This is a genomic window from Streptomyces sp. NPDC088762 (genome assembly GCF_044750905.1).
GTDB lineage: Bacteria > Actinomycetota > Actinomycetes > Streptomycetales > Streptomycetaceae > Streptomyces.
The window spans coordinates 98,966-119,985 of sequence record NZ_JBIVKT010000008.1 but is presented as its reverse complement, the minus strand read 5'-3'; the positions used below and the strand labels follow the sequence as shown (position 1 = coordinate 119,985).

General features: G+C 72.3%; 23 protein-coding genes. 13 read left to right on the top strand and 10 right to left on the bottom strand.

Annotated features, from left to right (window positions below):
• Positions 1 to 145 precede the first annotated feature (145 nt).
• Entirely contained in the window at positions 146 to 313 is a 168-nt protein-coding gene (locus tag ACIP5M_RS19950; RefSeq protein ID WP_003966491.1) for a DUF3117 domain-containing protein, read from the top strand.
• 667 nt (positions 314 to 980) lie between these two features.
• Here the strand turns inward: ACIP5M_RS19950 and ACIP5M_RS19945 are convergent.
• A complete protein-coding gene (locus ACIP5M_RS19945) occupies positions 981 to 1,643 on the bottom strand; it encodes an O-methyltransferase (protein ID WP_401198739.1) in 663 nt (220 codons plus the stop codon).
• A gap of 178 nt (positions 1,644 to 1,821) precedes the next feature.
• Here ACIP5M_RS19945 and sigE point away from each other — a divergent pair, with 178 nt between their 5' ends.
• From sigE to ACIP5M_RS19920, 5 genes are all read left to right on the top strand, one after another.
• On the top strand, positions 1,822 to 2,601 hold the full coding sequence (sigE, locus tag ACIP5M_RS19940; protein ID WP_401198737.1) for an RNA polymerase sigma factor SigE: 780 nt from the start codon (positions 1,822 to 1,824) through the stop codon (positions 2,599 to 2,601).
• The gene (locus ACIP5M_RS19935) at positions 2,598 to 3,269 is read left to right on the top strand and encodes a zf-HC2 domain-containing protein (protein WP_401198735.1); all 672 of its coding nucleotides are present in this window, start codon (positions 2,598 to 2,600) and stop codon (positions 3,267 to 3,269) included. Before sigE ends, ACIP5M_RS19935 begins: the two co-directional genes overlap by 4 nt.
• Positions 3,270 to 3,343: 74 nt before the next feature.
• Positions 3,344 to 4,756, top strand: a complete 1,413-nt coding sequence (locus ACIP5M_RS19930) for a trypsin-like peptidase domain-containing protein (protein WP_401198733.1) — start codon at positions 3,344 to 3,346, stop codon at positions 4,754 to 4,756.
• A gap of 57 nt (positions 4,757 to 4,813) precedes the next feature.
• Positions 4,814 to 5,248: a sec-independent translocase gene (locus tag ACIP5M_RS19925; RefSeq protein ID WP_401198731.1), complete on the top strand. Its 435-nt coding sequence runs from the start codon at positions 4,814 to 4,816 to the stop codon at positions 5,246 to 5,248.
• A gap of 137 nt (positions 5,249 to 5,385) precedes the next feature.
• On the top strand, positions 5,386 to 6,201 hold the full coding sequence (locus tag ACIP5M_RS19920) for a hypothetical protein (RefSeq protein WP_401198729.1): 816 nt from the start codon (positions 5,386 to 5,388) through the stop codon (positions 6,199 to 6,201).
• A gap of 89 nt (positions 6,202 to 6,290) precedes the next feature.
• Here ACIP5M_RS19920 and ACIP5M_RS19915 read toward each other — a convergent pair whose 3' ends face one another.
• From ACIP5M_RS19915 to ACIP5M_RS19905, 3 genes are all read right to left on the bottom strand, one after another.
• Positions 6,291 to 7,406 carry an Mrp/NBP35 family ATP-binding protein gene (locus tag ACIP5M_RS19915; RefSeq protein ID WP_401199076.1) on the bottom strand — a complete coding sequence of 372 codons (1,116 nt, stop codon included), beginning with the start codon at positions 7,404 to 7,406 and terminating at the stop codon, positions 6,291 to 6,293.
• A 96-nt stretch (positions 7,407 to 7,502) separates the two neighbouring features.
• Positions 7,503 to 8,102: a DUF1003 domain-containing protein gene (locus ACIP5M_RS19910; protein ID WP_401199074.1), complete on the bottom strand. Its 600-nt coding sequence runs from the start codon at positions 8,100 to 8,102 to the stop codon at positions 7,503 to 7,505.
• A 100-nt stretch (positions 8,103 to 8,202) separates the two neighbouring features.
• Positions 8,203 to 9,477: a magnesium transporter MgtE N-terminal domain-containing protein gene (locus tag ACIP5M_RS19905; protein ID WP_401198727.1), complete on the bottom strand. Its 1,275-nt coding sequence runs from the start codon at positions 9,475 to 9,477 to the stop codon at positions 8,203 to 8,205.
• A 179-nt stretch (positions 9,478 to 9,656) separates the two neighbouring features.
• Here ACIP5M_RS19905 and ACIP5M_RS19900 point away from each other — a divergent pair, with 179 nt between their 5' ends.
• Together ACIP5M_RS19900 and ACIP5M_RS19895 are read left to right on the top strand one after the other, a co-directional pair.
• Positions 9,657 to 10,442: a hypothetical protein gene (locus ACIP5M_RS19900; protein ID WP_401198725.1), complete on the top strand. Its 786-nt coding sequence runs from the start codon at positions 9,657 to 9,659 to the stop codon at positions 10,440 to 10,442.
• A gap of 160 nt (positions 10,443 to 10,602) precedes the next feature.
• Positions 10,603 to 11,037, top strand: coding sequence for a hypothetical protein (locus ACIP5M_RS19895; RefSeq protein ID WP_401198723.1), 435 nt, complete (start codon positions 10,603 to 10,605; stop codon positions 11,035 to 11,037).
• A gap of 53 nt (positions 11,038 to 11,090) precedes the next feature.
• Here ACIP5M_RS19895 and ACIP5M_RS19890 read toward each other — a convergent pair whose 3' ends face one another.
• Complete coding sequence (locus tag ACIP5M_RS19890) at positions 11,091 to 11,603, bottom strand: hypothetical protein (RefSeq protein ID WP_401198722.1); 513 nt, start codon at positions 11,601 to 11,603, stop codon at positions 11,091 to 11,093.
• 31 nt (positions 11,604 to 11,634) lie between these two features.
• Positions 11,635 to 12,750 (bottom strand): magnesium and cobalt transport protein CorA, encoded by a 1,116-nt coding sequence (locus ACIP5M_RS19885; protein ID WP_401198720.1) that lies wholly within the window; start codon positions 12,748 to 12,750, stop codon positions 11,635 to 11,637.
• 375 nt (positions 12,751 to 13,125) lie between these two features.
• On the opposite strand from ACIP5M_RS19885, the gene ACIP5M_RS19880 reads away from it, so the two are divergent.
• The 4 genes from ACIP5M_RS19880 to ACIP5M_RS19865 all read left to right on the top strand — a co-directional run bounded on the left by ACIP5M_RS19880 (position 13,126) and on the right by ACIP5M_RS19865 (position 16,081).
• A complete protein-coding gene (locus ACIP5M_RS19880) occupies positions 13,126 to 13,710 on the top strand; it encodes a suppressor of fused domain protein (RefSeq protein ID WP_401198719.1) in 585 nt (194 codons plus the stop codon).
• Between the two features lie 72 nt (positions 13,711 to 13,782).
• Entirely contained in the window at positions 13,783 to 14,427 is a 645-nt protein-coding gene (locus ACIP5M_RS19875; protein ID WP_401198717.1) for a DUF6758 family protein, read from the top strand.
• 81 nt (positions 14,428 to 14,508) lie between these two features.
• On the top strand, positions 14,509 to 15,372 hold the full coding sequence (locus tag ACIP5M_RS19870; RefSeq protein ID WP_401198715.1) for a PHP domain-containing protein: 864 nt from the start codon (positions 14,509 to 14,511) through the stop codon (positions 15,370 to 15,372).
• 103 nt (positions 15,373 to 15,475) lie between these two features.
• The gene (locus tag ACIP5M_RS19865) at positions 15,476 to 16,081 is read left to right on the top strand and encodes a MarC family protein (protein WP_401198714.1); all 606 of its coding nucleotides are present in this window, start codon (positions 15,476 to 15,478) and stop codon (positions 16,079 to 16,081) included.
• A gap of 80 nt (positions 16,082 to 16,161) precedes the next feature.
• Here the strand turns inward: ACIP5M_RS19865 and ACIP5M_RS19860 are convergent, their stop codons facing one another.
• From ACIP5M_RS19860 to ACIP5M_RS19850, 3 genes are all read right to left on the bottom strand, one after another.
• Positions 16,162 to 16,314, bottom strand: a complete 153-nt coding sequence (locus ACIP5M_RS19860) for a hypothetical protein (protein WP_366858777.1) — start codon at positions 16,312 to 16,314, stop codon at positions 16,162 to 16,164.
• A gap of 97 nt (positions 16,315 to 16,411) precedes the next feature.
• Positions 16,412 to 17,266: an alpha/beta fold hydrolase gene (locus tag ACIP5M_RS19855; RefSeq protein ID WP_401198712.1), complete on the bottom strand. Its 855-nt coding sequence runs from the start codon at positions 17,264 to 17,266 to the stop codon at positions 16,412 to 16,414.
• Positions 17,267 to 17,376: 110 nt separating this feature from the next.
• Positions 17,377 to 19,395, bottom strand: coding sequence for a DEAD/DEAH box helicase (locus ACIP5M_RS19850; protein ID WP_401198710.1), 2,019 nt, complete (start codon positions 19,393 to 19,395; stop codon positions 17,377 to 17,379).
• A gap of 447 nt (positions 19,396 to 19,842) precedes the next feature.
• Here ACIP5M_RS19850 and ACIP5M_RS19845 point away from each other — a divergent pair, with 447 nt between their 5' ends.
• Positions 19,843 to 20,601 carry a ferritin-like fold-containing protein gene (locus tag ACIP5M_RS19845; protein WP_401198708.1) on the top strand — a complete coding sequence of 253 codons (759 nt, stop codon included), beginning with the start codon at positions 19,843 to 19,845 and terminating at the stop codon, positions 20,599 to 20,601.
• A gap of 90 nt (positions 20,602 to 20,691) precedes the next feature.
• On the opposite strand, the gene ACIP5M_RS19840 is transcribed toward ACIP5M_RS19845, so the two are convergent.
• Positions 20,692 to 20,994: a hypothetical protein gene (locus tag ACIP5M_RS19840; protein ID WP_401198706.1), complete on the bottom strand. Its 303-nt coding sequence runs from the start codon at positions 20,992 to 20,994 to the stop codon at positions 20,692 to 20,694.
• Positions 20,995 to 21,020: the final 26 nt, after the last annotated feature.

The following is a 21,020-nucleotide window of genomic DNA, read 5'->3' as shown; positions in this document are numbered from 1 at the left end:
TGCCGAAGCGTTCACTGCCGATGTTGGTCATCGGGTCCTGACATGCGGGATAATGGCCGGGAAGCAATGTGTTCGATGCCGGGTTCCAGGCGCCTGAATGGGGCCGTCGGCTGACGATGAGCTGGTTTCAGGAAGGGGAACGAGCATGGCGGCCATGAAGCCGCGGACGGGCGACGGCCCGCTCGAGGTCACCAAGGAGGGGCGGGGCATCGTCATGCGCGTACCGCTCGAGGGCGGCGGTCGGCTTGTCGTCGAGCTGACCCCCGACGAGGCGGACGCCCTGGGTGACGCCCTGAAGAAGGTCGTCGGCTAACAGCGTCGGCACCATCTGCATTTCGCAGTCTGCATTCTCTGCACTGCCCCGGCCGCGCCAAGCGGCCGGGGCAGTGTTGTGTCCGCGTACGGGTCGGCCTGCGCGGGCCGAGGACCCGGCCGGCCGGCCCGCCTTCCCCCCCCGGGCCCCGCCCGCTCGCGGGCGGCACCCATCCCGCGCGCGAACCCTGGACTACCCGGGTGGGCTCTGGGACCGTCGGTGTGCCCCCGCGCGTGCGGGGGGAGGGTGCCCGCCGTCCCGGGGGCGGGGGAAACCAGGAGGACGTGGGGTCCGTGGCGGAGGTCTGGGTCGTGGGGCTCGTGGCGACGGGGTTTCTGGTGGCCTTGATCGCCGTCGTGGAGAAGGCCAGGAACAGGCCCGCACGGAAGCCCGGCCGGGGGGAGCCGAGTGCACCGCGGCGGGACGAGGGCGAGAGCTGGGTCACGGGCGGCGCGGTGGCGGGCTTCGGCGGTTGGAGCCCCGGCCAGAACGCGTCGACCGACGGTGACTCGTCGTGCGACGGGAGCTCCGCCTCCTGCGGGGGCGGTTGCGGCGGGTGCGGGTGCGGCGGGTGACCCCAGATGGGCGCGCTGTCCGGGTTGCGAACGTCCAGGGCGCGACGGCCGGCCCGTAGGGGTGACCACGCTCCGGACCCGTAAGAGATCCTCTAGCGCCGGACGGCGCACAGGAGGCCGTCGCCCACCGGGAGGAGGGCCGCCTCCAGGGCCGGGCTCTCCCGGACGCTGCGCAGCAGCTCGCGGACGCGGAGCACCTCCACGGGCTGGGCGGAGGAGTCGACCGTACGGCCGTCGGAGAAGACCCCTTCGAAGCAGACGAGTCCGCCCGGGCGCAGCAGGCGCAACGATTCGGCGAGGTAGTCGAGGGACTCGGACGGGTCCCCGTCGCAGAAGACGAGGTCGTACCCGCCGTCGGCGAGACGGGGCAGTACGTCGAGTGCGCGGCCGGGGATGAAGCGGGCGCGGTTGCCCGCGAAACCGGCGGCGCGGAAGGCCTGGCGGGCGAAGGCCTGCCGGTCGGGCTCGGGATCGACCGTGGTCAGCACCCCGTCGGGGCGCATGCCGTGCAGGAGGTGGATGCCGGAGACGCCGGTCCCGGTGCCGATCTCGGCGACCGCCTTGGCGTCCGCGGTGGCCGCCAGCAGGCGCAGCGCAGCGCCGGTGCCGGGGGAGACGGAGCGCAGGCCCGCTTCCCTGGACCGGTCGCGGGCCCATCGCAGAGCGTCGTCCTCGGCGACAAACGCGTCGGCGAACGCCCAGCTCGTCTGCCGGTTGCCGGTAATGACCCTCTCCTGTCCCCATAGTTGGCGCAACGGTGACTGTATCCGTTGACGTCGGGAACCCGCAGATGGGACCGGGCGTTGTGAAGGGTGGAGGCGGGGTCAGAAGGGACGGCGCCGGGCAGATCGACGGCAAGACCCCTTCCGGGACCCAAGATCCATGCAAAGTTACTGCAAAAATGCTTATCCAAAGCTGACGGAGGGGGTGGCTATGGTAGGGACTCCACTGGACACCACCAGAGCCGACAGGGGAGGTGCGGCTGCGCCTGTGGATCGTGGGGGCGTACTGAGACGCCTCTTCTGGTCGGCGGGTGAGCCGAAATCCGTGACCTACATTGCTGACCGCTTCCACACCGCCGACACCGCAACCACCGCGACCTTTGCCGCCGATGCGGGCTCGCAGGCGTGGACCCCTCCCTCGTGGGAGGAGATCGTCAGCACGCACAGCGCGCGGGTGTACCGCCTTGCCTACCGTCTGACGGGCAACCAGCACGACGCCGAGGACCTGACCCAGGAGGTCTTCGTCCGCGTCTTCCGCTCGCTGTCCACCTACACGCCCGGCACGTTCGAGGGCTGGCTGCACCGCATCACCACGAACCTGTTCCTGGACATGGTCCGCCGCAAGCAGCGGATCCGCTTCGACGCGCTCGGCGACGACGCCGCCGAGCGGCTGCCGAGCCGTGAGCCCTCCCCGCAGCAGGTGCTGCACGACACCCACTTCGACGCGGACGTGCAGCAGGCGCTGGACACCCTGGCTCCCGAGTTCCGCGCGGCCGTGGTGCTGTGTGACATCGAGGGCCTGTCGTACGAGGAGATCGCCGCCACGCTCGGCGTGAAGCTCGGCACCGTGCGCAGCCGTATCCACCGGGGCCGTTCGCACCTGCGCAAGGCGCTCAAGCACCGGTCTCCGGAGTTCCGCGCGGAACAGCGCGCGCTGGCCGGGGTGGCGGTGGGCGCGCCGGGCGCCGGGGGAGAGGGCGGAGCCGAGTGAGCGGCGTCAGTCCGTCCCCCGCCGAACAGCACCTGGGCGACCGGCTCGCCGCCCTCGTGGACGGCGAGCTCGATCACGACGCGCGCGAGCGGGTCTTGGCCCACCTGGCCACGTGTGCCAAGTGCAAGGCCGAGGCCGATGCCCAGCGCCGTCTGAAGACCATGTTCGTGGAGAGCGCGCCGCCGCCCCTGTCCGAGGGTCTGCTGGCGCGGTTGCAGGGGCTGCCGGGTGGTGGCCCCGACGGGCCGTCCGGTCCCGCGGGTCCCGCAGGACCGCGCGGGCGGCAGGGTTCCGCCGGTGCCGATCCCTTCGCCTCGTTCGCCTACGGCCTGCCGGCCGCAACGCCGCGGCAGGAGGGCTTCCGGATCCACGAGGTGGGCCGGCCGCGCCGCCGCTTCGCCTTCGTCGCGGCGGGAGCCGTATCGCTGGCCGCGCTCGCGCTGGGGGGTGCGCTGCCCCTGGAGGCCGTGGATCCGAACGCTCGGGGGGAGTCTCCCGCGCCCGCCTCCCGGCCAGGTCCCGCGGTGTCCGTGGCCGATGCGTCCGTGCGCGACCGGGTGCCCACGCCGGCCGCCGTCCCGACCCTCCTGTCGACCGCCGCGACCCCGCTCCCGCCGCTCCACCCCTCCCCGCCGAGCTCGGCCCGCCCGGTCTCCCTGCTGCGCTGACCGACACGACACCTGACACCCCCTGAGCCTGGTTGAATCTGCGGCACATGCGCACGAGGACGCGGGGAGCGCCCATGGCCGACAGGCAGCACACCGATCCGGCTCCGCAATGGTGGAGCCGGCCCCAGGGCACGGCGGACGCCGCACGCGGCGAAGGAGTCCCCGCCCCGCGGCCCGAGGCCGGGCCCGGGGAAGGCGCCGACGTCCGGCCGGAAGCCGAACCCGGAGCCCGGGCCGAAGTCCACCCCGAAGTGCGGCCCGAGGACCGGGCCGAGGGCGCCGGCGAGCAGCCCGCGGAGGACTCCGGTCCGCGGGAGGTGCGGTACGACCCCTGGGGCGACCAGCCGTTGCAGGCCGTGGACCGAGGCAGGCCCCAGCGCGGATTCCGCTTGTGGCAGGTGGCGGCCCTCAGCCTGGGTACGGCCCTGCTCGCCGGCGGGATCGGCGGGTACCTCGGCGTCCTCGCCGAGCGGCAGAGCAGCACCCGGCTCGAGCTGCCCCAGGCCGCGGTCGCCGCCGACAAGGGCCGCGCGCCCGAGAGCGTGGCGGGCATCGCCGCCACCGCGCTGCCAGGGGTGGTGACGCTGCACGTGCGCGGTGAGAAGAGCAGCGGGACGGGTACCGGCTTCGTCCTCGATCCCCAGGGGCACATCCTGACCAACAACCACGTGGTCGCCGACGCCAAGGAGATAGCGGTCACCTTCAGTACCGGCGAGAGCGTCACCGCCGAGCTGGTCGGCCGGGATTCCGGATACGACCTGGCCGTGGTCAAGGTCAGCGGGGTCCGCGGGCTCCGGCCGCTGAGCCTCGGGAACTCCGAGAACGTGAAGGTCGGCGACCCGGTGGTGGCCATCGGCGCCCCGTTCGACCTCTCCAATACCGTCACCGCCGGCATCATCAGCGCCACCGGCCGGCCCGTCACCGCCGGCGGCGACAAGGGCGACGGCAGCGACATCAGCTACGTCGACGCCCTCCAGACCGACGCCCCGATCAACCCCGGCAACTCCGGCGGCCCCCTCCTCGACGCCCAGGCCCACGTGGTCGGCATCAACAGCGCCATCCGGGGCGCCGACAAGGACGGCGACGGCGCCGAGGGCGTCCGCCAGGGCGGCTCCATCGGCCTCGGCTTCGCCATCCCGATCAACCAGGGCAAGCGCGTCGCCGAGGAGCTGATCCGCACCGGCCGCGCCACGCACCCCGTCATCGGCGTCACGCTCGACATGCAGTACACGGGCGACGGAGCCCGGGTCGGGGACAAGGGCGAGGACGGCAAGCCCGCGGTCGTCGCCGGCGGGCCGGGCGCCCGCGGCGGGATCAAGCCCGGCGATGTGATCACCAAGGTGGACGGCGTACGGGTGCACGGCGGCGACGAGCTCATCATCAAGATCAGGGCCCACCGGCCGGGCGATCCGCTGACCCTCACGGTGCTGCGCGAGGGCCGCGAGCGCACGCTGGAAGTGGTGCTCGGATCGGCGAACGGCTCGTAAGGGCACTGGGGTACCGTGTGTCCGGGCCCGCAGTGAAGAGAGCCGAGGAGCGGCAAGGTGTTCAACGACATAGGCGCACTCGAACTGGTCACGATCGTGGTGCTCGCCATTCTCGTCTTCGGGCCTGACAAGCTGCCCAAGGTCATTCAGGACGTCACGGGCGTCATCCGCAAGATCCGCGCGTTCTCCGACAGCGCGAAGGCGGACATCCGCTCCGAACTCGGCCCGGAATTCAAGGACTTCGAGTTCGAGGACCTGAATCCGAAGACCTTCATCCGCAAGCAGCTGACCGAGAACGAGGACCTCAAGGAGATCCGCAGCAGTTTCGATCTCCGCAAGGAGCTGAACGACGTCACCGACGCCGTCAACAGCAAGGAGACGGACTCCGCCCCGGTCGCCACGCCCGCCGACCCCGCCGGTTCCGACCTGCTGAAGAAGCCCGCGGCCCCGGTCTCCGAGCAGCGCGCCCGGTTCGACGCCGACGCCACCTGAGGCGCGGCCTGCCCGGCGATCCGCGGTCGGGTGGCTATCCTCCATGAGTCCGGATCCGGGACGCCCAGGGTGGGGGTCCCCCCAGCGCAGCTAGGGGGAGGGTCGGTTCGGACCCCACGGAACGAGAGGCCGCTCAGATGGAGACGACGAGCAGTAGCCGGGTCGGGGCGCAGACCGCAGAGGCGCCCGCCCCGGCTGCCGAAGGACCCGCGCAGGACGCGCAGGACGTGCAGGACGTGCAGGGCGCGCCGGACCTTTCCGACGCCCAGCCCGCCCAGGAGGCGCAGACCACGCCGACGCCCGCCGCGCAGACACCCGCGGCCGCGCAGCCGCAGGAGCCCACCGCGCCGGTCCCGGCGGCCCGCCGGACGGCGGACGGATTCCTGGCCGCCGACTTCCCCTGGTACGGGCTGGACGGGGCCTTCACCGGCCCCCGCTGGCTCATGCAGGTGGGCACCGCCGCCGACGGAACGGTGGAGCACGGCTCCACGGGCCACGGCGACGAGCCCTCCGCCCGGGGTGAGATCGCCACGGGCGAGAAGGAGCGCTTCGCGGTGGTCATCACGGTCGCGGACAACCCGCTGCGCCGCAGCGCAGACGGCACCGGCACCCTGGAGGCCACGTCGGTCTCCTCGGCCGCCTGGCTGGCCGGCTCCGGGCTGCTGGCCTACAGCTGGCCCGGCCAGATGGACCACTCCCTGCGCAGCGACTGGCTCGACCAGCAGACCGAGGCCGCGTGGGAGCTCGCCGACGATCTCGGGGGCCCGGACTGGTCGACGCTGTCGCTGCCGGTGGACGGGGAGCCGACGGCGTTCCACTACCGTGAGTCGGAGTTCGGGTGGGTGCTCGCCGGTTCCACCGGGAAGGGCGTTCACCTCGGCGCCTACGGGCGGGGGATGAGCGCCTACGGGCTCGGGTTCTCGGCCATCGCGGATCTCGGTACGTACGAGTAGCCCTGCGGGTACGGGCGGGCAAGCAGAAGGGCACCGCCGGTCGGCGGTGCCCTTTCACGCTGCACGGCCCGCGCGGGCCGGTGACCGGGTCAGAACTTGTTGCGCGGGGTGATGCCCAGCGACATGCCCGAGAGGCCGCGGGCGCGGCCGCCGAGCTTGCCCGCGATGGCGCGCAGGGCCGCGCCGGCCGGGGAGTCCGGGTCGGACAGGACGACGGGCTTGCCCTCGTCGCCGCCCTCGCGCAGCCGCACGTCGATCGGGATCGAGCCCAGCACCGGCACCGTCGCACCGACCGTCTTGGTCAGGCCGTCGGCGACCTTCTGGCCGCCGCCCGAGCCGAAGACGTCCACCATCTCGTCACAGTGCGGGCAGGGCAGACCCGACATGTTCTCGACGACACCGACGATCTTCTGGTGCGTCTGCACGGCGATCGAGCCGGCCCGCTCCGCGACCTCGGCCGCGGCCTGCTGCGGGGTCGTCACGACCAGGATCTCCGCATTCGGCACCAGCTGCGCCACGGAGATCGCGATGTCACCGGTGCCCGGCGGCAGGTCCAGCAGCAGCACGTCCAGGTCGCCCCAGAACACGTCCGCCAGGAACTGCTGCAGCGCCCGGTGCAGCATCGGACCGCGCCACACCACCGGCGCGTTGCCCGGGGTGAACATGCCGATGGAGATGACCTTCACGCCGTGCGAGGACGGCGGCATGATCATGTTCTCGACCTGGGTCGGACGGCCGTCGACACCGAGCATGCGCGGCACGCTGTGTCCGTAGATGTCCGCGTCGACCACGCCCACCTTCAGGCCGTCGGCCGCCATGGCCGCGGCCAGGTTGACCGTGACCGAGGACTTGCCGACGCCGCCCTTGCCGGAGGCGACCGCGTACACGCGGGTCAGCGAGCCCGGCTTGGCGAAGGGCACCTCGCGCTCGGCGGTGCCGCCGCGCAGGGTGGCCGCCAGCTCCTTGCGCTGCTCGTCGCTCATCACGTCCAGCGTGACGGCGACCGAGGTGACGCCCGAGACCCGCTCCACGGCCTCGGTGACGTTCTTGGTGATGGTCTCCCGCATGGGACAGCCCGACACGGTGAGGTAGACGGTGACGGCGACCGCGCCGCCGTCGCCGATCTCCACCGATTTCACCATGCCGAGTTCGGTGATCGGCCGGTGGATCTCGGGGTCGTTCACCGTCGCCAGCGCGTCCAGGATCGCGTCCTGCTCAGGCACGGCGGCGGCGTCCGCGGAGCTTGTGTCGATAGCCATGCCCCGATGGTACGGCTCGGTAGCACGCCGCAGGAAAGCCCGTCAGCGGTCGCCTTCGTCACGTTCCTGCGGGAATAGCCGCCGCTCGTCCATCTCCTTGATCAGGTCCTGGAACTCGGACCGGATCCAGTCGCGCGTGGCGACCTCGCCCAGACCCATCCGCAGGGCCGCGATCTCCCGGGTCAGGTACTCGGTGTCGGCGATGGAGCGCTCGTTCTGCTTGCGGTCCTGCTCCAGGTTGACCCGGTCGCGGTCGTCCTGCCGGTTCTGCGCGAGCAGGATCAGCGGAGCGGCGTACGAGGCCTGGAGCGAGAGCATCAGCGTCAGGAAGATGAACGGGTACTGGTCGAACCGCAGGTCGTCCGGCGCGAAGATGTTCCACAGCACCCAGACGATGATGACCAGGGTCATCCAGACGATGAACCGGCCCGTCCCCAGGAACCGCGCCACCCGCTCCGACAACCGCCCGAAGGCCTCCGGGTCGTACTCGGGCAGCAGCCGCCGCCGGGCCGCCCGGGGCAGGTCCAGCCGCGCCCGCGAGCGGGTCAGCGCGCTCGCCCCGGACGCGCCGGCCGCCTTCGCCCGCTCCGCCCGCTCGGCGCGTTCCACCCGCTCCCGGACCCGCTCGGCGGCCTCCTCCATGCGGTCCGCAAGACCGTGCTCGCGCGCCTGACGGCCCTGCTCGCGCCGCTCCCGCAGCTGCTCGCGCCGCCGCTCGCGCGACTGGTCGCCGCGCCCCCGTTCAGTGGCCACCCACGACCTCCTCGGAGTGGTGGAAGTCGGTCTCGCGCCAGTCGTCCGGCAGCAGGTGGTCCAGTACGTCGTCCACCGTCACCGCGCCCAGCAGCGAGCCGCTCTCGTCGACCACCGGCACCGCCACCATGTTGTACGCGGCCAGGTAGCTGGTCACCACGGGCAGCGAGGCGTCCGGCCGCAGCGGCGCCAGGCCCGTGTCCACGATCGAGCTGACCAGGGTGAACGGCGGGTCCCGCAGCAGCCGCTGGAAGTGCACCGTGCCCAGGTACTTGCCCGTGGGCGTCTCGTCCGGCGGCCGGCACACGTACACCTGCGCCGCCAGCGCCGGCGACAGGTCCGCCTGCCGTACGCGGGCCAGCGCGTCGGCGACCGTCGCGTCCGGCCGCAGCACGATCGGCTCGGTGGTCATCAGACCGCCCGCCGTGCGCTCCTCGTAGGACATCAGGCGCCGCACGTCGGCCGCGTCGTCCGGCTGCATCAGCGTCAGCAGCCGCTCCTTGTCGTCCTCCGGCAGCTCCGAGAGCAGGTCGGCCGCGTCGTCCGGATCCATCGCCTCCAGGACGTCGGCGGCGCGCTCCTCCTTCAGCTTCCCGAGGATCTCCACCTGCTCGTCCTCCGGCAGCTCCTCCATGACGTCCGCGAGCCGGTCGTCGTCGAGGGCGTTGGCCACCTCGGCGCGCCGCTTCGGCGACAGGTGGTGCAGGACGTTCGCCACGTCGGCCGGGCGCATCTGCTCGAAGGTGGCGACCAGGTTCTCGGCGCCCTGCCCGTGCTCCTCCAGGGAGAAGCCCGTCACCGCGGACCACTCCACGGTCAGGGTCTCGCCGCGCCGGCGCAGCGCCCCCGACTTGCCCTTCCGTACGAAGATCTTGTCGATCTCCCAGTCCCGGCGGGCCGGGAGCTGCTGGATGGCCACGTCCAGGACGGTGACCTCCTCGCCGGTCGCGGTCAGGGTGACCCGCCGGTCCAGCAGCTCGCCGAGGATCAGCCGCTCGGTGGGACGCTGCTCGAAGCGCCGCATGTTGACGACGCCGGTGGTGATGACCTGCCCGGACTCCACGCCCGTGACCCGGGTCATCGGCAGGAAGATCCGGCGCCGGCTGACCACCTCGACCACCAGGCCCAGCAGCCGCGGCGGCCGGCCGCCCACGCGCAGCATCGCGACAAGGTCGCGGACGCGGCCGACCTGGTCGCCGTTGGGGTCGAAGACGGGCACACCCGACAGATGCGAGACGAAGATCCGCGGGGCGCCACCAGCCATCCGAGCGCCTCCAGACGCGTGCATCAACAGTCCTGCCGACCCTCAGGCTAGCCCGTGCCCCCGGCAAGCGTCCTGGTGGGGCGGTCCGGGCGGGGTGCCCCCGGGGGGTTGAGGGCCGTGGCCCCACAGGCGGGTACGCTGCCTGCTGCCCGCCTGTGACCGACGAGAGGCACCCGCCCGTGACCGCCTACTTCCCCGCCGCGAGGCTGCGCCGGGCCGCCTTCATCGGTGTGCTGTGCGCGGGACTCGCCGTGACCGCCACGGGCTGCGGGGACGACCCCGACGAGGGGACGAACGGGGTCGGCAAGCTCACCGCGGACAAGATCGAGGAGAAGGCGAAGGCCGCCGCCACCGAGGCGGACTCGGTGCACCTGTCCGGCACGCTGGTGAGCGGCGGCAAGACCTTCACCCTCGACATGCGGCTGAAGTCGGACGGCGGCACCGGCGAGGTGAAGTCCCAGGACGACACCTTCCAGCTGCTGCGGGTGGGAGAACAGCTGTACCTGAAGGCGAGCGCCGCCTTCTGGGGCAAGTCCGACTCGGCCGGCAAGCTCGGCGACAAGTACGTGAAGGTGCCGGAGGGGGACCCCTCCTACAAGCAGTTCCGCGGCTTCACCGACATGGACGTCCTGCTGGACGGGCTGCTCGGCCTGGAGGGGAAGCTCGCCAAGGGCTCCTACACGAAGGTCGGCCACACCCGCGCGGTCCAGGTCACGGCGGACGAGGGCAGGGGCGGCAAGCTCTCGGTTTCCCTGGAGGGAACGCCGTACCCCCTGCTGATGGAGCGCGCGGGCGGCGCCGGCCGGGTGGAACTCGCCGAGTGGGGCAAGACCTTCCCCCTCGACCCGCCCGCGCAGGACCAGACCGTGGACTACGGCTCCCAGCTCCCGACGACGAAGGACCAGAGCGGCGACCCGGCCCCCTCCAAGGGCACGGGCCAGGGCTCGAACCCGACGAAGCCGTGACCCGCTAGGGGTGTCCGGCGGCAGGGCAACCGGGTTTCGGCCCTCCGTGGCGGTGTCAAGTCCCGAAATCCCGGTGCATGACCCCGCCGGGTGCGTCCGGCCTACTGGAAACAGGCGGGGCGCCACACGGTGCCCCCGACGACGAGCCGGAGGCCAGACCATGACGCGCAAGATCCGTAAGAACTCCGTACGCCTGAGCATCGCGGCGATCGTTGCCTCGGCCGCAGCGGTCACGGGAGGCGTCGTCCTCCCCGCCTCGGCGGCGATGGCTGCTCCCACGGCCGCGGTGAGCGCGGCCCCGGCCGTCGACGACGCGGACGCGGATGTCGTCGCCCCCGACGACGACGTCGCTCCCACCGACGACGACATCGCCGACGACGACATCGACACCGACGCGACCATGCGTGTGGACACGATCCTCGAGGACGGCATCAACCCGCCCGAGGGAGCTGACGACCCCGACTGGGTCGACACGGACGCGACCGTCGAGGTGGACAGGCTCCTCGAGGACGGCATCAACCCCCCGGAAGGGGACAGCAACCCCGACGGTGAGTTCGACCCCGACTACGGCACCACGGGCGACGGCGGCGAATGAGGACGGCCAGGGCCGTGACCGGACGAGCGGACGGGTGGTCCCGTAAGACACCCTTAGCCGCGAGCGGCCTTCTTGCGCTTCAGCAGCAGCTTCGGCAGGCCCGCCGGGATCGCGCGGCGGGTCACGGCCGGGGAGGGCAAGGGGGCCGCGGCCAGCGAGCCGCCGGGGAGGACCGAGACCGCCGCGGGCTCCAGGCGCAGCAGCCGGCACTCGCGGGCCCAGCGGTCCGTCATCTCCTCCGAGTCGGGGGCGTTCAGGCGCTTCCCCTTGAGTTCGGCGACCGCCGCCTCCCACGCCTCGCTGCGGGGCGCGAGTTCCCGTACGGTCGCCGTCCAGGCCACCAGCCGGCCGCCCTTGTCCTTGCTCCGCACGGTCACCTCGGCCGCGGCGCCGTCCGCCAGGCCCGGGAAGGGCTGCTCGCCGGGGCCGTCGCCGAGCACGTGCGCCGCGCCGTCCACCCAGGCGTGCCAGAGGGCGCGGTCCGCTCCGGCGCCGCGGACCCAGATCAGGCCGGACTTCTTGGTGGCCTCCTCGACGAGGGCCAGGTCGAGCGTGCTGAGAGTCATGCGGACAGGGTAGGGGGTCCGCCGCCGGGCGCTACAGCCAGCCGTGGCGGCGCAGCGCGCGGTGGATGGTGAAGCAGATCCCGACGATCGAGGCCATCACCATCGGATAGCCGTACTTCCACTGGAGCTCGGGCATGTGCTCGAAGTTCATCCCGTACACCCCGCAGATCATCGTCGGCACGGCGATGATGGCCGCCCAGGAGGTGATCTTGCGCATGTCCTCGTTCTGCGCGACCGTCGCCTGCGCGAGGTTGGCCTGCAGGATCGAGTTCAGCAGCTCGTCGAAGCCCACCACCTGCTCGTGCACCCGCGCCAGGTGGTCGGCCACGTCCCGGAAGTACTTCTGGATGTCCGGGTCCACCAGCCGCATCGGCCGCTCGCTCAGCAGCTCCATCGGACGCAGCAGCGGCGCGACCGCCCGCTTGAACTCCAGCACCTCGCGCTTGAGCTGGTAGATGCGGCCCGCGTCGCCGCCCCGCGTGACGCCCTTGGCGGGGCCGGCGAAGACGGCGCTCTCCACCTCGTCGATGTCGTCCTGCACGGCCGCCGCGACCGCGATGTACCCGTCGACGACGTGGTCGGCGATGGAGTGCAGGACCGACGAGGGACCCTTCGACAGGAGCTCGGGGTCGTCCTGGAGCCGGTGGCGCAGCCCCTTGAGGGAGCCCTGGCCGCCGTGCCGGACGGTGATGACGAAGTCGGGGCCGGTGAAACACATCACCTCGCCGGTCTCCACCACCTCGCTGGTGGCGGTCAGTTCGGCGTGCTCGACGTAGTGGATCGTCTTGAAGACGGTGAACAGGGTGTCGTCGTAGCGCTCCAGCTTCGGCCGCTGGTGCGCGTGCACCGCGTCCTCCACGGCCAGCGGGTGCAGCCCGAAGGTGGCGGCGATCCCGGCGAACTCGGCCCCGGTCGGCTCGTGCAGGCCGATCCAGACGAAGCCGCCGTCCTCACGGACCCGGCGGATCGCCTCACGCGGCGTCAGACACACCGGACCGAGCACGCGCCGGCCGTCGCGGTACACGGCGCAGTCGACCACCGCACTGCTCGCCGACGGATCGCGGGTCGTGTCGTATCCGGGCTGAGCGGCGGTGGACTTGCGCAGCGACGGGCGGACGGCCGCACGCAGGTAGGGCAGCATCGACATGGCAGGCTCCTTCGCACGCACGGCCGTGGACCGTACGGGTGGGAGACCCTCCACCGCGGCGGGCAGGGCAGGCCCGGCAGGCGGAAGGAACAGGACGGGAGGACAACGTTCTGCCGTCGCTCTTCTACTGATCAGAAGATCAATGGGGGCGGGAGACGCCCGTCACAGAAGTGGAAGAGCGATTGGTACTGCACGATCGACTTCGGTCCATTGCAGCCCCACCTCCTCCGGCCGGTCCCCCTTGAGGGACGTCCTGTCTCCGGAGCCTTGAAACGACGCTTCTGCGTGCGGCCCCGAACAGCTGTCAACACTATCAGCCGACGGATGGTCAAGACCCGCCCTTTACCCGCCTGATACGAGTTCTATGCTCGCTGCATGGCAGAAATTCTGGCCCTCGTCGAGGCCCGGCTGCGCACCGCGTTCGGCGAACCCGACGCACGCGCCGCCGTCACCTTCCTGGGCACCGACCGCATCGAGGTACTCCGCTTCGCCGAGGGCGACCTCGTGCGCTACGCGACCCTCGGGATGTCCGCGCACCCGATGACCGACCCGACCGACATGGTCGCCGACCCCGTACGCGGGCCGCGCGCCGAGCTGGTGCTGACCGTACGGGGAGGACTCGCGCCCACCGACAAGCTGCTCAGGCCGCTCGCGGTGCTGGCCGCCTCGCCGCAGGTGGAGGGGCTGATCGTGGCCCCCGGGGCCTCGCTCGACGTGGGCGAACCGCTCTGGGAGGGCGCGCCGTTCAGCACCGTCCTCGTGGCGGAGCCGGGGGGACTGGTGGAGGACCTTGAGCTGGACGAGCCCATGGATCCGGTGCGGTTCCTCCCGCTCCTGCCCATGACGGCGAACGAGGCGGCCTGGAAGCGGGTGCACGGCGCGGCCGCCCTGCAGGAGCGCTGGCTCGCGCGCGGCACGGATCTGCGGGATCCTCTGCGTACCGCTGTCGCACTGGACTGAGACCGGCACCGGCCGCCCGGACGGGTGATCGCGTCTTGACGGGGCGCCGGGCGGGGAGGAGCGTGGCTTCCTATGAGGGGCGAACCAAGTTGCCCGAAGTGCGGTGGCCGGGTCAGGGCGCCCGGTCTCTTCTCCGACTCCTGGCAGTGCGAGGTGCACGGCGCTGTCCACCCCCTGCAACCGCCCATCCCGCCGAGCGTCGAGGGCCTCGGCGTGGTCGTGCACCGGGCGCGGGTGCCCGTGTGGATGCCGTGGCCGCTGCCGGTGGGGTGGCTGTTCACCGGTGTCACCTCCGCCGGTGACGACCGCACCGGGGGCCGGGCCACGGTGGTGGCCTGCTCGGGTCCCGGCCCGCTCGGCGGCATGGGCGAGATGCTGCTGATCGCCGAGGAACTCGGCGTCGGCCTGGGCGCGCGGTTCGCGGGGATCGACGGCCCCGACCCCGGCGCGCACATCGACGTATCGGCCCCGCCGCACGCCAAGGTGGTCGCGGCGGGTCGTCCGACGCCGCTGTGGCACCTGGACGGGATCCCCGACGACCGGGCCGTCTTCGCCGGCGAGGCGCGGGGCCTGTGGCTGTGGGCGGTCGTCTGGCCGGAGCAGTCCGGGCTCCTGCTGTACGACGAGCTCATCCTCACCGACCTGCGCGAGGCGGGAGCCGAAGTCGAGCTCCTGCCCTGCGGTGCCCTGAGCCCGCGGATCCTCGGCCCGGTCTGACCCTCCGGCCGCTGACGTGGGGGCTCTTCGGCCCGGTTATCCTGGAGTGCCCCCCGTCCGACCGACCCCTGGAGCCAGGCTGTGCGCATCGACCTGCACACCCACTCCACGGCCTCCGACGGTACGGACACCCCCGCCGAGCTGGTGCTGGCCGCCGCGGCGGCGGGGCTGGACGTGGTCGCCCTGACCGACCACGACACCGTGGGCGGATACGCCGAGGCCATCGCCGCGGTGCCCGCCGGGCTGACGCTGGTGACCGGGGCGGAGCTGTCGTGTCGCCTCGACGGGGTCGGGATGCACATGCTCGCGTACCTCTTCGACCCCGAGGAGCCCGAGCTCGCCCGTGAGCGGGAGCTCGTCCGGGACGACCGGACGCCCCGCGCGCAGGCCATGGTCGGCAAGCTCCGGGCGCTCGGCGTGGACGTCACCTGGGAGCAGGTGGCGCGGATCGCCGGCGAGGGCTCGGTCGGGCGGCCGCACATCGCGACGGCGCTGGTCGAGCTGGGCGTCGTACCCACCGTGTCGGACGCCTTCACGCCCGACTGGCTCGCCGACGGCGGCCGCGCGTACGCCGAGAAGCACGAGCTCGACCCCTTCGACGCCATCCGCCTGGTCAAGGCGGCCGGCGGTGTCACCGTCTTCGCCCACCCCGCCGCCGTCAAGCGCGGTCAATGCGTACCCGAGGCCGCGATAGCCGCGCTGGCCGCCGCCGGCCTGGACGGCATCGAGGTGGACCACATGGACCACGACACCGCCACCCGTGCGCGGCTGCGCGGCCTGGCGGCGGACCTCGGGCTGCTGACCACCGGCTCCAGCGACTACCACGGCAGTCGCAAGACCTGCGGCCTCGGGGAGTACACGACCGACCCCGAGATCTACGGCGAGATCACGCGCCGCGCGACCGGGGCCTTCCCCGTGCCGGGCGCCGGCGGACGCGAGCGCTGAGCCGCTTCCGTCCCCCTCGCGACAGGGCCCCTTCGGAACAGGCCCTCCTGGGCGTCCCACCGCCTCTTCTTCGCACCACCCCTCTCTCCTGCAAGGCCTCACTGTGTTTGATTTCGCTGTCTTCGGATCCCTTTTTCTCACGCTTTTTGTGATTATGGACCCGCCGGGGATCACGCCGATCTTCCTCGCCCTGACCTCCGGACGCGCCGCCAAGGTGCAGCGACGCATGGCTTGGCAGGCCGTCTGCGTGGCCTTCGGTGTCATCGCCGTCTTCGGCGTCTGCGGTCAGCAGATCCTGGACTACCTCCACGTCTCCGTCCCGGCCCTGATGATCGCCGGTGGCCTGCTGCTCCTGCTGATCGCGCTCGACCTGCTCACCGGCAAGACCGACGAGCCGAAGCAGACCAAGGACGTGAACGTCGCCCTCGTCCCGCTGGGCATGCCCCTGCTCGCCGGGCCCGGTGCGATCGTGTCGGTCATCCTGGCCGTGCAGAAGGCCGACGGGGTCGCCGGCCAAGTCTCCGTCTGGTCCGCGATCATCGCCATGCACGTCGTGCTGTGGATCACGATGCGCTACTCGCTCGTGATCATCCGGGTCATCAAGGACGGCGGCGTCGTCCTCGTGACGCGGCTCGCCGGCATGATGCTCTCCGCGATCGCCGTCCAGCAGATCATCAACGGTGTGCTCCAGGTGGTCCGCGGCTCCTGACCCGCGCCCGTCCATGCGAACGCCCCCGCACCGGGATCGGTGCGGGGGCGTCGGCGTCGTTGTCGTAGCGGTGCAGAGCGTCAGGAGGACGCACTCTCGGCCGGTCGGATCAGAATGCGCTGGCCTACGGCGGCCGCCTGCTGCACGATCCGGTTGACGGAGGCCGCGTCCACGACGGTGCTGTCCACGGCGGTCCCGTCGACGTCGTCCAGGCGCAGAATCTCGAAGCGCATGGCTTCTCCCTTCGTCAGTGTTCTCCTTGCACTGGTTCAACGAAGTGTAGGAGACAAACATTCCCTACGCTAAAGAAATTTTTTCACTCGCTAAGTACTAGCGGGGGCAGGAGTCCCAGAAGGCGGCCAGCGCACCCGCCGTGACCTGCGGATTCTCCGCATTGGGGGAGTGCTCGGCGGACGGTACGACCACCCGCTCGGCGCCCAGCCGACGTGCCATGTCGTCCATCAGCGGGACCGGCCACGCGTAGTCGACCACCCCGGACAGGACCAGCTTCGGCAGCGCGACCGCCGCCAGCTCGGCCACCCGGTCGGGCTCGGAGATCAGCACCCGGCCGGTGACGATCAGCTGCTCGGGGACGGTCGCCAGCCACCGCGCGCGCAGGAACTCCATCAGCTCGGGGGAGTCCGGGAGGGCGTCCTCCGGGTCGTGGGACCGCATCGCCGCCCAGATCCCGGCCATGTCGTCGCCCATCGCCTCCAACGCGGCGACCAGCAGTTTCGTACGGGCCTGCTGCTCCTCGGAGATCGCCGCCGGGCCGCTGCTCATCAGGGTGAGGGAAGCGAAGGGGGCGGGATCGCGGAGCACGGCGGCGCGCGAGACCAGCCCGCCGAGCGAGTGGCCGACCAGGTGGACCGGGCCCCCGCCCAGCGCCGCGGCCTGGGCCAGGACGTCCAGCGCCAGCTCCTCCAGGGCGTACGCCGACTCCTCGCGCGGCCCCGGGGTCTCGTACTGGCCGCGGCCGTCGACGGCGACGGCCCGGTAGCCGGCGGCGGAGAGGGGTTCGAGGAGGGCGATGAAGTCCTCCTTGCTGCCCGTGAAACCGGGGACGAGCAGGGCGGTCCCGCGGGCCGGCTCGCCCGCCTCGTGCACGGCGAAGTCGCCGCGGGCGGTCGGGAGGCGGTGGGCGCGGGCGGCGGCGGGCAGGGTGAGGCGCGGCGGCTTGCTCATGGGGCCGAGGTTACCGGCCCGTAGGTCCCGCGTGGAGCCCGGCCGCGGACGCCGACGGCCCCGGCCCCCTCGAAAGGGGCCGGGGCCGTCGGAGCGCTCAGGACGGGGGCTTACGCCTCCGGCGCCTGGGCGGCCTTGCGCGGGCGCGTGGTCCGGCGGGCCTTGACGGGCTCGACGGGCGGGGCCATCTGGAAGTCCGGCTCGGGGGCCGACGGCGCCACGACCCTGCGGGTACGCCGCGGCTTGACCGGGACCTCCTCGACGGCCACGACGACCGGGTCGGCCACGATCGGAGCCTGCGTGGCCTTGCGGGCACGGGTGCGCTTCGGCTTGGCCGGGGCCTCCTCGGCGACCGCGACCGCGTCGGCCACGGGGGCCTCGGCGACGGCGGTCTCGGTGGCGGCCGGAGCGGCGGCGGCCTTGCGGGTGCGGGTGCGCTTCGGCTTGGCCGGGGCTTCCTCGGCGATTGCCTCCGCGGCCGGGGCATCGGCCACAGGGGCCTCGGCCACGGCGGTCTCGGTGGCGACCGGAGCGGCGGCGGCCTTGCGGGTGCGGGTGCGCTTCGGTTTGGCCGGGGCCTCCTCGGCGACTGCCTCGGCGGCCGGAGCCGGAGCCGCAGCCACCGCGACCGGAGCGGCCTCGACGACCGCGACCGCCTCGACGGCCTGAGCCGGTACCGCGCCCACACGGGTGCGGCGGCGGCGCGGCCTGCGCGGCTCCTCGGCGGCCGGTGCCACGGCGGCCTCGGGGGCCTCCGCCACCGGGGTGGCGGCCGGGGCCTCGGCGCCCAGCTCGGCACCGCCGCGGGTGCGGCGACGCTGGCGCGGGGTCCGCGTACGGGCCGGACGCTCCTCGGTCACGACGGCGGAGGAGGCAGGACCACGGTCGCGGCCGCCACGGCCACCGCGGCCGCCGGTCTCGCCCAGGTCCTCGAGGTCCTCGGCCTTCAGGCCGGCCCGCGTGCGCTCGGCGCGCGGCAGGATGCCCTTGGTGCCGGCCGGGATGTTCAGCTGCTCGTACAGGTGCGGGGACGTGGAGTACGTCTCCACCGGGTCGTGGAAGTCCAGCTCCAGCGCCTTGTTGATCAGCTGCCAGCGCGGGATGTCGTCCCAGTCGACGAGGGTGACGGCGATGCCCTTGTTGCCCGCGCGGCCGGTACGGCCCACCCGGTGCAGGAAGGTCTTCTCGTCCTCCGGCGTCTGGTAGTTGATGACGTGGGTCACACCCTCGACATCGATACCGCGCGCGGCGACGTCGGTGCACACCAGCACGTCGACCTTGCCGTTGCGGAACGCGCGCAGGGCCTGCTCGCGGGCGCCTTGGCCCAGGTCGCCGTGGACGGCGCCCGAGGCGAAGCCGCGCTTCTCCAGCTGCTCGGCGATGTCGGCCGCCGTGCGCTTGGTACGGCAGAAGATCATGGCCAGGCCGCGGCCCTCGGCCTGGAGGATGCGGGAGACCAGCTCCGGCTTGTCCATGTTGTGTGCGCGGAAGACGTGCTGCGCGATGTTGGCGACGGTCGCGCCCTCGCCGTCCTCGGAGACGGCGCGGATGTGCGTGGGCTGCGTCATGTACCGACGGGCCAGGCCGATGACCGCGCCCGGCATGGTCGCCGAGAACAGCATGGTCTGACGCTTCGGCGGCAGATAGTTCATGATCTTCTCGACGTCGGGCAGGAAGCCCAGGTCGAGCATCTCGTCGGCCTCGTCCAGGACGAGCGCCCGGACGTGCGACAGGTCGAGCTTCTTCTGCCCGGCCAGGTCGAGCAGGCGGCCGGGGGTGCCGACGATGATGTCGACGCCCTTCTTGAGCGCCTCGACCTGCGGCTCGTACGCGCGGCCGCCGTATATGGCGAGGACGCGGACGTTGCGGACCTTGCCCGCGGTCAGGAGGTCATTGGTGACCTGCGTGCACAGCTCGCGGGTCGGAACCACCACGAGGGCCTGCGGGGCGTCGGTCAGCTGCCCGGGCTCGGCCCTGCCCGCCTCGACGTCCGCGGGGACGGTGACCCGCTCCAGCAGGGGAAGGCCGAAACCGAGCGTCTTGCCGGTTCCGGTCTTGGCCTGGCCGATGACGTCCGTGCCGGAAAGGGCGACGGGGAGGGTCATCTCCTGGATCGGGAAGGGGGACACGATGCCGACGGCCTCGAGGGCTTCGGCGGTCTCGGGGAGAATCCCGAGGTCACGGAACGTAGTCAGGGTGCTGCCTCTTCTGTGAGACGCGGCGCGAGGCGGCGAGGGGGGTCGTACCGTGCCGTGCTTGCAGTACTACGACGTACGAAGCTGCGCGGGACCACTAGCCTTCGCTCAGGCGCATCTGCCGCTGAGGGGGCCCCTCGTAAGAGGCGGTACGCATGAACGTACGCACCACAGCGAGGGCGGTCGGTTGGAGCCGATCGGGCCACCGACCGGGCATCCTCATTCGGATGGCCCGCCGAGTATCCGGCAGGCGCATTACCACTGTACCCCGGAATCGCGCAGGTGTGTCGGGCGAATTCACCACAGCGGCGTGTTTAGGTGGACCGACAGCGAGTCGACGGGGAGACTCGCCGCGCCTTTCGGCGGGCTATTGTGCGGTGCATGTCGACCGTTGAAAACGCCTCGCCCGCCGACGACAGCACCTCCGCCGACGCGGCGGGCATCGCCGCCCAGGACTGGGCGACCGCCTCCGCCTCGCCGCAGTACCGGGCCGCCGTCGTGGACCTGCTCGGCGCGCTCGCGTACGGAGAACTCGCGGCGTTCGAGCGCCTCGCCGAGGACGCGAAGCTCGCGCCCACCCTCGAGGACAAGGCCGAGCTCGCCGCCATGGCCTCCGCCGAATTCCACCACTTCGCGCAGCTGCGCGACCGGCTCGCCGCGATCGACGCCGAGCCCACCGCCGCCATGGAGCCCTTCGCCAAGGGCGTCGACGACTTCCACCGCCAGACCGCGCCGTCGGACTGGCTGGAGGGCCTGGTCAAGGCGTACGTCGGTGACTCGATCGCCAGCGACTTCTACCGCGAGGTCGCCAGCCACCTGGACACCGACACCCGCGCGCTCGTCGTGGGCGTGCTCGACGACACCGGTCACGGCAACTTCGCCGTCGAGAAGGTGCGCGCCGCGATCGAGGCCGACCCCCGCGTCGGCGGCCGCCTCGCGCTGTGGGCGCGCCGGCTGATGGGCGAGGCCCTCTCGCAGGCCCAGCGCGTGGTCGCCGAGCGCGACGCACTCTCCACCATGCTGGTGGGCGGTGTCGACGGCATGGCGGCGGGCTTCGACCTGGCGGCCGTCGGCGAGATGTTCACCCGCATCACCAAGGCGCACACCAAGCGGATGGCCGCCCTCGGCCTCGCCGCCTGACGCAGGCGCAGGCGCAGGCGCAGGCAACCCGGACGCACGACGGCCCCCGCAGCGCGATCACGCGCTCGGGGGCCGTCGTGCGTCTACGGGTCAGCCCCCGGACGGGAGCGAAAACGGAGTCCGGTGGGAGGGCCTGCGGGGCCCGGAGGCCGGCCGGAGCAGCAGCGACACCACCACCGCCGACACCAGCACGGCGCCGAGGAAGGTGGCCGTGAGGGTGTTGTGCCCGGGGCCGAGCGCGAAGTGCATCAGATACGCCCCGAACAGCGCCCCCAGCACGCCGCTGACCAGCACCACTCTCACCGACGGCAGCCTGCGTGCGAGCACTCGCGCGGCTGTGGCGGAAAGTGCGAGGCCCAGCAGAGCGGAGCCGAGCGCTTCCATCAGCAGCATGGGGGTCCCTCCCATACGTCAGGGCA